The organism is Coleofasciculus chthonoplastes PCC 7420, from assembly GCF_000155555.1.
Taxonomy (GTDB): domain Bacteria; phylum Cyanobacteriota; class Cyanobacteriia; order Cyanobacteriales; family Coleofasciculaceae; genus Coleofasciculus; species Coleofasciculus chthonoplastes_A.
Window position 1 is genome coordinate 238815 of the sequence record NZ_DS989844.1, and the last position, 12176, is coordinate 250990.

At 44.2% G+C, this 12176-nt stretch carries 14 protein-coding genes; 6 read left to right on the forward strand and 8 right to left on the reverse strand.

What is annotated here, in order from left to right; all coding sequences use genetic code 11:
• Positions 1-56: 56 nt before the first annotated feature.
• The 4 genes from MC7420_RS06705 to MC7420_RS06720 form a co-directional block, all read right to left on the reverse strand.
• Entirely contained in the window at positions 57-362 is a 306-nt protein-coding gene (locus MC7420_RS06705; RefSeq protein ID WP_006099564.1) for a DUF2442 domain-containing protein, read from the reverse strand.
• Positions 359-580 (reverse strand): DUF4160 domain-containing protein, encoded by a 222-nt coding sequence (locus MC7420_RS06710; RefSeq protein WP_232231657.1) that lies wholly within the window; start codon positions 578-580, stop codon positions 359-361. The genes MC7420_RS06705 and MC7420_RS06710 overlap by 4 nt, the downstream gene beginning before the upstream one ends.
• Before the next feature lie 322 nt (positions 581-902).
• Complete coding sequence (locus MC7420_RS06715) at positions 903-1220, reverse strand: pentapeptide repeat-containing protein (protein ID WP_044205518.1); 318 nt, start codon at positions 1218-1220, stop codon at positions 903-905.
• Positions 1217-1495, reverse strand: a complete 279-nt coding sequence (locus tag MC7420_RS06720; RefSeq protein ID WP_006099527.1) for a hypothetical protein — start codon at positions 1493-1495, stop codon at positions 1217-1219. Before MC7420_RS06720 ends, MC7420_RS06715 begins: the two co-directional genes overlap by 4 nt.
• Before the next feature lie 376 nt (positions 1496-1871).
• Here MC7420_RS06720 and MC7420_RS06725 point away from each other — a divergent pair, with 376 nt between their 5' ends.
• The 5 genes from MC7420_RS06725 (at position 1872) to MC7420_RS06745 (ending at position 8513) form a co-directional block, all read left to right on the forward strand.
• Entirely contained in the window at positions 1872-3086 is a 1215-nt protein-coding gene (locus tag MC7420_RS06725; RefSeq protein ID WP_006099235.1) for a 2,3-bisphosphoglycerate-independent phosphoglycerate mutase, read from the forward strand.
• Positions 3087-3526: 440 nt separating this feature from the next.
• A complete protein-coding gene (locus MC7420_RS06730) occupies positions 3527-3781 on the forward strand; it encodes a hypothetical protein (RefSeq protein ID WP_232231658.1) in 255 nt (84 codons plus the stop codon).
• A 62-nt stretch (positions 3782-3843) separates the two neighbouring features.
• Positions 3844-4065 (forward strand): hypothetical protein, encoded by a 222-nt coding sequence (locus MC7420_RS06735; protein ID WP_006099246.1) that lies wholly within the window; start codon positions 3844-3846, stop codon positions 4063-4065.
• A 300-nt stretch (positions 4066-4365) separates the two neighbouring features.
• Entirely contained in the window at positions 4366-4938 is a 573-nt protein-coding gene (locus tag MC7420_RS06740) for a zinc ribbon domain-containing protein (protein WP_006099162.1), read from the forward strand.
• A 422-nt stretch (positions 4939-5360) separates the two neighbouring features.
• Positions 5361-8513: a transglutaminase family protein gene (locus MC7420_RS06745; protein ID WP_006099602.1), complete on the forward strand. Its 3153-nt coding sequence runs from the start codon at positions 5361-5363 to the stop codon at positions 8511-8513.
• Between the two features lie 108 nt (positions 8514-8621).
• On the opposite strand, the gene MC7420_RS37855 is transcribed toward MC7420_RS06745, so the two are convergent.
• Complete coding sequence (locus MC7420_RS37855; protein ID WP_232231659.1) at positions 8622-9368, reverse strand: type III secretion system chaperone family protein; 747 nt, start codon at positions 9366-9368, stop codon at positions 8622-8624.
• Between the two features lie 223 nt (positions 9369-9591).
• Between MC7420_RS37855 and MC7420_RS06755 the strand changes: the two genes are divergently transcribed.
• Entirely contained in the window at positions 9592-10236 is a 645-nt protein-coding gene (locus tag MC7420_RS06755; RefSeq protein WP_006099367.1) for an RNA ligase family protein, read from the forward strand.
• 52 nt (positions 10237-10288) lie between these two features.
• Here the strand turns inward: MC7420_RS06755 and MC7420_RS06760 are convergent, their stop codons facing one another.
• The 3 genes from MC7420_RS06760 to MC7420_RS06770 form a co-directional block, all read right to left on the reverse strand.
• Entirely contained in the window at positions 10289-11140 is an 852-nt protein-coding gene (locus MC7420_RS06760; protein WP_044205520.1) for a hypothetical protein, read from the reverse strand.
• Between the two features lie 9 nt (positions 11141-11149).
• The gene (locus MC7420_RS06765) at positions 11150-11551 is read right to left on the reverse strand and encodes a hypothetical protein (protein ID WP_006099476.1); all 402 of its coding nucleotides are present in this window, start codon (positions 11549-11551) and stop codon (positions 11150-11152) included.
• Positions 11552-11621: 70 nt separating this feature from the next.
• Positions 11622-12158 carry a hypothetical protein gene (locus tag MC7420_RS06770; RefSeq protein WP_006099255.1) on the reverse strand — a complete coding sequence of 179 codons (537 nt, stop codon included), beginning with the start codon at positions 12156-12158 and terminating at the stop codon, positions 11622-11624.
• Positions 12159-12176: the final 18 nt, after the last annotated feature.

The window sequence follows — 12176 nt, forward strand, 5'->3', positions numbered from 1 at the left end:
GTTGATTTGCTTGTACTATTGATTGTATTTTACGTAGTTCTTTAGCGAATTTGGTGTTAACTAGCAGAGCTACTGCGTGTAGCCAACCAACGCTCAAGTGATTGCTGACTTTCACCACTGCGTCTACCTGCCAATAACCCCTCAATTCCAATATGTTCGTCTAAATCAGTCCACTCGATCGCGTAGCCATCACCTAGTAATTGCCAGTTTTGCCGTTCTGTGGGTGAAGCATATATCAAACGTGGATACCAAGCTAAGGGAACGCTGAGACTTCGACCATCAGCTAAGTCTACAATTAGCCGCTCATCAGTGACGCTAATTTGGCTAGCAAATGGTTCTATCTCAAGTGTTAAAGTAGTCATGCCACGCATCCAACAACACAGCTTGATATTCTTCCTTTCTTCTTAGCAATTTGATTCAACTCGTGTTCCTTAAAGCCCCGATTCTTTTCTAAAGAAATAGGTTCCAGCCAAAATATTGCAATTTGCCTATCTCGCTTAACGTGAATGTGAGCAGGTTCACCCCGATCAGAGCTGAAAAAGATAAAACTGTAAGGACCAACCTGAAGAACTGTAGGCATTACATAGATGCAGCTTAATGCTTGTCGTTAAGTATGAAATATTACCTGAAACTTGTCAAGACTTTAAGGTAGGAGGGCGAGTCATTATAATTCTCCTCTATCTTAAATCATACAACTCCTGCTGAGCAGAAGACTCACAGCAGGGGATGCGATCGCGGCGGCGTTCTGGTACTATTGATTGTATTTTACAGATAATGCCTACTATACAAGCTATCGCTAAAATAAAGCTAAACAGCACCTTCCCGATAACCCGATTATGACCGTCGCTGAACAGATTTACGCAATTGTAAACCCTATTCCTCAAGTATCTTCTTCGCCAAGTCTATGGATGTTTGGTTATATCGGGCATAATTGCATCCTCTAGGTTGGCATCCTCTAAGTTAGCCCTATCTAAGTTGGCATCTTTTAGATTGGCATTACCTAAATTACCATTCTTTAAGTTGGCATCCTCTAGATTGGCACGCTTTAGGTTGGCATCTCTTAGGAAAGTATTCTCCAGGTTGACATTCTTCAAGTTGGCATTCTCTAGGTTGGCACGCCCTAGGTTGGCATTCAGTAGACTGGCATTTTTTAAGGTAGCATTCAACAACTTGGCATCTAACAGGTTGGTATGCCCTGAACCATCAACCCTGACAATTATTGGAAGTTATAACCGACTCCCAACAACAATCCCACAGCCGGGTTGTCAAACAGCGAGATATTTAAGGAAGCCGTTGCTGTCACTTGAGTCGTCAACGGTACATCCACACCTCCCGTAGCCAGCAAATCCACTGAACTGTCATCTCCTGTAGAGATAGCGATTCCAGCGCCAACATAAGGAGAGACTCTAGCGCCCAAGTCGTCGGTTACATCGACAGTCACGTCGGTGACAGCACGGTGTAATGCTTGTAGGTTGGGTTGACGAAGGAAACCCAACTAATTAAGCGATTAAGCTAGGTTTTCTTCAAATCAAGCCAATCGCTACACATATAAGGAAAATTTATCACCTTATGTACGGGAGAGCCAGGCTGCTGGGTTGTCTTAACTCCCAAATTTGGCAGAAAATGGCACGATTTGCTTGATTGAGCTAAAAGAAGCTTAACGGTGATTACTTCGTTTGACTTCTACCCAAAGAAAAAAATAATATCTACCTTAAGGTAGATAGATTGGAGAGCGTTGGTATAGTAAACAAATTGGTCTGTAAGACTTCAAAATTCCCAATTGAAAAAGTTTCTACCTTAAGTTGAATTGCCTGTTTTGCTGCATTCAGTTAACAATGCCAGTGAGGGACGCTTGAGGGAAACTAATTATTATGGATATCAGTACAGTTTGGGAAGACTTAGCTTGGCAACAGGGTGGTAAGATTGTTTATTTAATTCTAGATGGGGTGGGCGGATTGTCCGATCTAGATAAAGGCGGGACGGAATTACAAGTCGCCCAGACACCGAATTTAGACCAATTGGCAAAAGAATCGAGTTGTGGTCTATTGGAAATTGTTGGTCCAGGAATTACACCGGGTAGTGGTCCGGGTCATTTGTCTTTATTTGGTTATGACCCCCTGAAATACAATGTGGGTCGCGGTGTTTTATCGGCATTGGGAATCGAGTTTGACCTCAAGGAAAATGATATCGCAGCGCGGGTGAATTTTGCCACGATTGATAAACAGGGTAATGTTTCCGATAGACGGGCGGGTCGAATTGCGACGGAGGTGAATCGCCGTCTTTGTGAAAAGATTCGAGACAAGGTTAGCTTGGATTTTGAAGGGGACTATTTCTTTGAAACCGTCAGCGAACACCGGGCGGTATTTGTGTTACGGGGTCAGGGATTAGGGGGAAATTTACCGGATACTGATCCGCAAACCACAGGCGTTCCCGCTAAAGATCCGACGCCTGAATCAGAAGACTCCAAGAAAACCGCCGAGTTGGTGCGATCGTTTATTGATCAGGTACAGCAGGTTTTAGCCGATGAAGACCAAGCTACTGGGATTTTAATGCGTGGGTTTGAACGCTATCAACCCTTGCCAGCCATCCGCGATCGCTTTAAACTTGATGGGGTTTGTGTGGCTGATTATCCCATGTATCGCGGCGTGAGTCGCTTAATCGGCATGGATGTTGTCCCGCGTCCCGGTGGCATGAAACAACGGTTTCAAGCGCTGCAAGAGGTTTATGGGGAAAAGTACAACTTCTATTTCCTCCATGTTAAGCATTCCGATAGTAAGGGAGAAGATAGTAACTTCGAGGGTAAGGTAAAAGTCATTGAAGAAGTGGATCAGCTTTTACCGTTAGTTACTGAACTTAATCCTGATGTGTTAGTCGTGAGTGCGGATCATTCCACCCCGGCGGTAATGGGACAACACAGTTGGCATCCTGTCCCCGTGATGATTCATAGTAAATATGCCAAAGTGGATGATGTCGCAACATTTGATGAATATGCTTGTGGGCGGGGGATGTTAGGATTGCGTCCTGGAGTGCAGTTGATCGGGTTAGCGTTGGCACATGCGGGACGATTACGCAAGTACGGGGCGTAATTCATCAACATAAATCCGACACGTAGGGGCGCATAGCGATGCGCCCTTCCCATAGCTTTGTTTGTGTGGTTCCGCGATTTCAATCGCCTCCTCATACCGAGTTGCGTTCTATCATGTCATTCTGAGCGAAGCGAAGAATCTGGATAGATGCTTCGCGTCACTCCGTTTCACTGCGTTCTGCTCAGCATGACAGATTCTACGTTAGACTGCAACTTGGTATCAGCTATTGGGGAAGCTTGAGAGAGGGGAGCACGAGGAGAGCAGTTTTTCAAACATGTTGTTGAAGCGTCTGGAATAGGGGGAAAGTAGGGGTAGATTTAGGTGATTCCGTTTCAGGGTACTTTAGCGTAAAATCGAAACATAAGTACATAATTAGAACTAAAACGCAACAGGGGCATCTGTCAACGATGGAAAGTAAAAGCACTCAAAGTCAGCCAGATATGAAAAAACCTGAAATGCAAATGAGACGGATTACCAGTTATCAGGCACTGTGGAGACCCCTGGATAATAAAGGTCACTTTTGGTTTACCTATTTTGATGGCGACAGAGAACGCACAGAAGATTTAGATGCAGACAATTTCCGAATCATGCTCGATATCTTAGATACAGAGAAGCCGATTTTTGGCGATCACTCCACATCTGCTGTTGCCGTACATTGGCCCGACAATGATATCCAGACTGGAGCATGGGCATAATTGGAACAGAGATAGACAAGATGGGGGAGGTGAAAAAAAGGAAATGATATGAAGCAGGTGGGATGAAACGAATTACCAGCTATCAGGCATTGTGGAAATCTCTGGAAAACAAAGGTCACTTTTGGTTTACTTATGCTGATGGTGAACAAGAACGCACCGCTGATTTAGATGCCAAGAACTTCCAGATGATTCTGGAAATGCTGGGAACCCAGAAGCCAATTTTCGCCGATCGCACCACCTCGACTGTGGCATTACATGGGGTAGTTTCCCAGAAACGCAAGTGAGGTTCCGCTTGGAGATTCGCACTGAGGAGGGGAGAAGAGGGAGCTGAGGAAGCTGAGGGCGCTGGGGAAGCTAGGGAAGCTGGGGGAGATGAGTAAGTTAACTCAAAGCTCTACCTTACCTATTGCCTATTGCCCATTGCCTATTGCCTGTTCCCTGTTCCCTGACAAATGACGAATGACGATCCTCACCCCTGCTGACTGACTGATGGGATGTGATCTAACACAATTGTTAAGAAGTTTCACCAATGGTGCCTTTCCCCTGAATAATGATATAAGGAGAATTTTTTGGGAGAGGTTATTATGGCTTACGTATGCGAGATAGGCACGGGCCACAGAGTTTACCTCGATAATCAAGGAACACAGACAGTTGTCACCACCCTCAGTGGGAGTCCAGGACAGCAGCAACAAGCCAGTAACGGGTTTCAAACCGGAAACTGGACATCACCGCCGGAGGTATTCCGCACGCCTAACGGTGTGGTGTTAAAGATTTCTACAGCGCAAGGAGATCATTTTATCCAAGTGCAAGGAAGCAGCATGAGCGTAACCAGTGGAACTCCGTCTAGTTCCCAACAAATGCAAGTGCAGCAAGTCGATAGCACCCCCGCTTCATCCATGCCTTCAATGGAACCGATGAAGCCCATGGAACCAATGAAACCCATGGAACCGATGAAGCCGATGAATATGGGAGACATGCAAATGAACATGAACCCCATGGAAATGCGGATGGGCAATATGGAAATGCGGATGGGATCGGGATCACCCGCGTCATCGTCGTCTTCAGCGCAAAGCAGTAAACGGTTTTGCCCTCAATGCGGCTCATCTCTGACGCCTAGCGCTCGCTTTTGTTCAAGTTGCGGACATCAGCTAAATTAACGGCGATCGAAGAAACTCGAACAAGGTACACCATCGATTGTCAAGTCATCGTGGTGTAGCATAGCTAATTCGGTGGATTAGATTCCGTTGGGTTTCCTTGCGTCAACCCAACCTACAACTTCCATTCAGAAACCGTAGGGGCGCATAGCGTGCGCCCATAAAATCGACAAAGCTAATCCACCATTTTAGGTGTGTCAATCCAGTCGGTTGGATTTAACTCAGATCTTGCCATTGTGTAGGTTGGATTTCGACTTCGCTCAACCCAACAAAATCTGGTTTGCTTCCAAACTCTAATCCAACCTACGCCTTAACATAAGTAGTCGGACAAAACTAATGTTGACGGTTGGGATGAGACAACAGGCATAACGAATGACAAATGACGAATGACAAATGACAAATGACGAATGACAAAAGGATGACCAATGCCCATTAAAGTTAGCCTAAATCATCAACTTGCTTATCACTTCGAGCGCCCCATTATTCTAGGTCCTCATACCCTAGGATTACATCCATCCCCTCACTGTCGCACACCCATTCAAAGTTATTCTCTAACCATCCAGCCTCAAGAGCATAATTTAACCTGGCAAAATGACCCCTACGGGAACCGCCTCGCCCGGTTGAATTTCCCCAAGCCTACCGATACTCTCGCGATTGAAGTCGATATTATTGCCCAACTGCAACCGATTAATCCCTTCAATTTCTTAGTTGAACAGTATGCTGAACGCTATCCCTTTAACTATGATCCCCAACTCCAAAAAGAACTGAGTCCCTTCCTAGACATCAGCGAATCAGGAAAACTCTTATCTGATTGGGTAGAAGAAAATCGAAAAAATGACATCTACATTACCGGATTTTTAGGGGCAATTAATCAACAGCTTGCCCAAGATATTACTCATACTATCCGGTTAGAAACTGGGATTCAATCCTGCGAAGAAACCCTGACCAAAAAAGTCGGTTCTTGTCGCGATACCGCCTGGTTACTGGTGCAAATCTTGCGACATTATGGTTTAGCGGCGCGATTTGTTTCCGGCTATCTGATTCAACTCAAAGCAGACAATCCCCCTGTTGATGGACCCCCAGGCATCGAAGCCGATTGTGCCGATTTTCACGCTTGGGCAGAAGTCTATCTTCCCGGCGCTGGTTGGATTGGTTTAGATCCCACATCCGGGTACTTAGCAGCGGAAGGACATATTCCCCTCGTCTGTACTCCAACCCCAGAGGCGGCGTCTCCGGTGAGGGGTACAAGTGAACCCTGCCCGTCTCAGTTAGAGTTTGCGGTGAAGGTATCGCGCCATGAGAACATCGCCAGCCCCAGTAAACCCTATACAGAAGCCCAATGGCAACAGATTGATAGTTTAGGTAAAGCCGTAGACGAAACCCTACACCGTGCAGGTGTGGGCTTAACCATGGGAGGTGAACCCACCTTTGTCTCCATTGACGATTTTGAATCTCCCCAATGGCAAATTGCCGCCCTCGGTGACGAGAAACGCAAAATTGCCGGACAGTTACTCAAACGTTTGGAAGCCCGGTTTTCTAAAGGAGGGGGATTACTGCATTATGGGTTAGGAAAATGGTATCCGGGTGAGATTTTACCCCGATGGGCATTAGGATGCTACTGGCGCAGTGATGGTACTCCGATTTGGCGGAATCGAGAGTGGTATGCAGAGGAAGGGAAGGATTATGGACATACAGCCAAACAGGGGGAGATATTTATTCAGGCGTTAGCGAAACATTTAGGTGTTAATCCTGACTGTATTATTCCCGCCTATGAATATGAAGGGGACATTGGTGGGTATGTTTTACCAATATTACCGGTATTAAAAGATGAGCAATTGTATTGGAGTACCTGTCATTGGCGATTTCCTGATGAGAGGCTGAATCTTCTGGTTGGTGATTCTCCCGCCGGATTCCGTTTACCCCTAAATTCTATTGATTGGTCCGAGGAATTGGTACAGGAAGGAATTGTCCCCTTGGAGGCGAATCCAGCCCGCCCCAGTCCAGAATTTATTGACTCACATGATAATACGATTCGGATTGGCTTAGGTGTAGAAGCTAGGCAAGGAATTTTGCATATTTTTCTACCGCCTTTGACTTCGGCGCGAAGTTTCTTAGATTTAATCACCGCGATTGAAGAAACAGCGGCAAAGGTAAAAACTCCAGTATTAATTGAAGGGTATACCCCTCCCGGTAATGGGGGAATTGAAGGGTTTCAAATTACCCCTGATCCAGGTGTGATTGAGGCGAATATTCATCCAGCCGGAAATTGGCAAGAATTGGTTGAAATTACCACAACTCTGCACGAAGAGGCGCGGCTTTGTCGTCTGGGAACTGAAAAATATACTTTAGATGGACGGCGGGTAAGTACAGGGGGCGGTGCCCATATTACGATTGGCGGCAAAACGCCCTTAGAGAGTCCCTTATTGCGGCGTCCGGATTTACTCAGGAGTTTGATTAGTTATTGGCAAAATCATCCCAGTTTATCTTATTTGTTTGCAGGGTTATTTGTCGGACCCACCAGTCAATCGCCCCGTGTGGATGAGGCACGACATGAGAGTTTGTATGAGTTAGAGATTGCCTTTCAAACGTTACAGCCGGGTGAAGATGTAGCGCCAGAATTAGTAGACAGACTGTTACGGAATCTCTTAGTTGATGTAACGGGGAATACTCACCGCAGCGCTTTCTGTATTGATAAGCTGTATCCGGTAGAAAATTACCGCAATCAGTTGGGATTATTAGAATTTCGGGCGTTTGCCATGCCCCCTAATATGAGAATGAGTTTACTCCAAATGCTGCTAATTCGGGCGCTGGTGGCATGGTTTTGGGAGCATCCCTATACCCAGAACTTAATTCGCTGGGGTACGAGGTTGCACGATCGCTTTCTGTTACCGTACTACATTGGCGAGGATTTGCGGCAGGTGATCCGCGAGTTACAGGAGGCGGGGTATCCGTTTAAATTGGAGTGGTTTGAGCCGTTTTTTGAGTTCCGGTTCCCCCAGTATGGCGAGATTAGCCGAGAGGGAATAGAGTTAGAATTACGACACGCGATCGAACCCTGGCACGTTTTAGGGGAAGAAACGGGTACTGGTGGAACCGCTCGTTATGTGGATTCTTCCATGGAACGGATACAGGTAAGATTGCGAGGAGCGATGGGACATTCCCCCAATCCAGATAATTTTTCATCTCGTTATCAGGTGACTTGTAATGGTTATCCAGTGCCATTAAAGTCTACCGGAATACCGGGAGACTATGTGGGTGGGGTACGCTTCCGCGCCAGGGAATATGCGGCGTTATTGCATCCTTCGATTAATTCTCATTCCCCATTAGTCTTTGACATTGTAGATACTTGGACTCAACGGTCAATTGGCGGATGTCGCTATTCTGTTAATCATCCCAATGGCATCGTTTATGATAAGTTTCCCGTTAATCACCGAGAAGCGGAGTCCCGGATGTTGGAACGATTTATTCCCCAGGATCATACACCGGGAATAATTTCGATTCCACCATTATCATTGAGTCCGGAGTATCCGTTGACATTAGATTTGCGACGGGTGAATTCGTTTAATCAAGAGACATAACTTGATAAAATCCTGTTTGTTGTAGGCGAGAGAAGCGCTGAAGAAAAGAGGACTAAAGTCCTCACTACAAACATACCACTACCTTGATTAGCTTTCTTATGACGATGGTTATTCATGGGTTTCGAGTTGTTTCTCAACCAGCTCAAGCGCATCTTTGGCGGTTAAATTCTGTTCTAGGATAGCCAGAATACCAGGGAGATATTGATCCATTGTCATGACATTGGTGTAGACAAGATTTTGCACCAAGGTAGGGGTGAGCCTATCTCCCTCAACGTCTATGCTGGTTTTGTAGCGAATTTCACCGTCATCGAAATCAAGTTCAAAATTGCCGAGAATCATGCCATAGTTGGCGCGGGTGAGAAATTCGGCAAGGGTTGAGCGTTTATCTTCAGGAACGGCTTCAGGATATAAGGAGTAAAATACACATTGGTCTTCTGCTTCTCTCGCCTTAGCAAGACAGTGCCATTGACCATTTTCACCCTGGAAGTTCATGTATAGGATGGGTTCATCTTCGTCTTCAACAAGGGGCCAATCATCAGCTTCAAAGAAGTTGAGCATGGCTTTATAAATGAGTTGGTTTCCTGCACCGTCGGGATCAAGTTCCTCGCGAGCCGTTTTTGCCCAGTCTTGAAAGGTGGCTTCGATAGCATCAATGAATTCGCCAGTAGCGTCTTGAGTGATGGCTTCAAATTCAGTATCGGCTAGTTGCTCAAGGGATTTAGTAATTTCTTCAAGGGTTTCAGCCGAGGTATCTTCGCTGAGTTCGCTAAACTCTGGCAGATTTTCCTTCGCCCAGTTTTCGAGGTAATTGCGAAGGGTTTGTTGAAGTTCTTCGTCGGAAGGAGAATTTGGCATTGCAATATAGGGAGTAGAAGTCATAATCCAGAATTCCCATAAGTGTAAAATTTGTTATGGCTAAAACGGATATCCTCAAGTATCTGTCAGTTCTACTCCCAAAGTAAAGTGAGCGTGTCAGTGTTGCATTCATTTAACACTCGTGGAGAGTTGCTGGTGGAGATGTAAAATTATAATGACATCATGCTACCCATCCTACAAAACTTTCAATTAGATTTAAAAAATGCTACACTATCCCAAAATTCCTGATAGCCGCAACTCTCCTAGTGGTCGCTGTATTGCCTTTGAGAAATATGATGGAACTAATTTGCACTGGGATTGGGAGCGAGAATTCGGCTGGCATGGTTTTGGAACTCGTCGTGATATGTTTAACCTAGATTCTCATGGCATTGAAAAATTCACTTTTGCTCATAAGCATCTAAAAGAATGTGTGCCAATTTTCTTTAAAGATTTAGCAGATCAAATTGAAAAAATATTTCTTGAACACTCAAACTATCAATCTTTCGATGATTTTAAGGTATTTACAGAGTTTTTAGGAACTAACTCATTTGCTGGTTTACATAAAGCTAATGATCCTAAGGATCTGAAATTATTTGATGTATGGGCTGAACCATTTGGGATGATAGGGCCAGAACAGTTTATCGCTGACTTTGGCCACTTAAACTCTGCTCATGTTGTCTATAAAGGCAAGCTAACAGGTAGATTTGTAGAAGATGTTCGACAAGGAAAATATGAAGTGAATGAAGGTGTTGTTTGTAAAGGGGTGAAAGGTGGCAAGGATATATGGATGGTCAAGATTAAAACCTATGCTTACATGGAAAAGCTGGAGAAGTCAGTTGCACAGAACTGGGAAAACTATTGGGAATAATGAGGACAAAACTGGAGGAAGTTATAGTTTTTGCTCAATCCAGTTGTTAAATCTATTGATGGCGATGAAAAGCGGATTTAGGTCTTGGCAGAAGAGGGGCATCAACCTGAAATGTATAGAAACGTATTATGGGATCATCGGGAAAAAAACTCGACTTGGTCACGTATCCTGTTTGCCATAAAGAAATAACAGGTTCAAAAGGATTAAGCAACTCTGAAAAGAGTTTCCACTTAACTTGAGAAGGAGGCCAATAGGCTCCTGGTACCTCTAGCTCTTCCTCAATTGCACGCTCCCAACCTACGTTGGCTCGTACTACATCATTAACAAACTGAGGTAACTGAGGATGATCTGGGGACAAACTATTAGGTTCAATTTCCATCTCTTCTAGAACATATTGGAGAGAGTAAAGTGCACAATCAAAAGCTGGGCCAAAACGGAGAGATATAGGGCGCTTGTGGCTTAGACAAAACCATTCAATATCGTCTCCAGCCTTACCTCCCCAAGGTTCAAGTCTTCTACCAAGTTCAATCGCCAACTTCTCCGCTTCTAGCATCTGATTGGCATCTGAGCCAAAGGTTATAACAGCAGAGATTGTTGGAGGATATAGGTATCGTTCTATACTTTCTACCTGATTTAAAGGATAGCGACGGCTGAGATCAAGTACACAAAATTTTCGTTTTGGGGATTGGGAAAACTCTTCTGGAATCAGTTTTTCCTCTATCAAGGTGTGCCATGCTGCTTTTGGATCACAGTAGTTCTCTGCTATTTTGCTAGCAACTGATAAATAAGGTCTAGATGGCTGCAAAAAATGTTCAGCGAGTGTATCACTAACAGAGTCTTGGATGCCATCTCCTGGTATGACACTCTCTATATTTGTATTATCCAATTGTGTTTCTTTTTCCATTTGCTTTGCCTATTTTTGTTTGAGTGAATTAACGAGTTTTGTTAAAGCCTGTGGAAAACTTGACTTTGCCTGAGCAAGAACACTTAAATCATCAGCTTCAAAGAAGTTGAGCATGGCTTTGTAAATGAGTGGGTTCCCTGCACCGTCTGGATCAAGTTCCTCGCGAGCCGTTTTTGCCCAGTCTTGAAAGGTGGCTTCGATAGCATCAATGAATTCGCCAGTAGCGTCTTGAGTAATCGCTTCAAATTCAGTATCGGCTAGTTGCTCAAGGGATTTGGTAATTTCCTCCAGGGTTTCAGCAGAGGTATCTTCGCTAAGTTCGTTAAAGTCAGGTAGGTTTTCCTTCGCCCAGTTTTCAAGATAGCTGCGAAGAGTTTGTTGGAGTTCTTCTTCGGAAAGAGGATTTTGCATAAGCTGGAAATACGCTGATTGTGCTAGACTTTTGTTTTTTTATTTCTAATAGCCAAGCAATTATTTTCTATTAAACATTGTGAGAATTTATCTTGTCAATATTCTTAAGATTCTCACAAAGTATTTCGCAATCCTCTTTAACACTCTGATCGCTTTCTATATCGGTTAACCTATTTAGCAGTTCTATAAACTGTTTCCAACCCACATAAGCAATTGCCAGAACTGTCGCACCTCTAATCTCAGCATCTGAGTCAAACAGTCTATCTTGAAAAATTCTAAATATTTCTAAGTTATACCTGTTAGGTGCAACGAGAGCTAAATAATAAATCGATAAAATTTTATCTTCTCTGCTTTTAGCACTTTCCATAAAAGAGAATATTTGATTTTTTCTATATGTGTGAAGGGATGAATGAATTTCTTCAATAGTTGCTTCCAAGTCATGACCCACAATAACTAAATAGTTCAAACCTAGCTTAAAATCTTCAATGTAATGAACTCGTAGTTTTTGTTCAGGAACTTGATAAATCACTTCGTTTGGCGTGATTTTGTTGTCGCCCTGAATTACTCGTATTATTTGCCAGTTAAGATCATATAATGCTGCTGACACTTTATTCCTTGACACTGA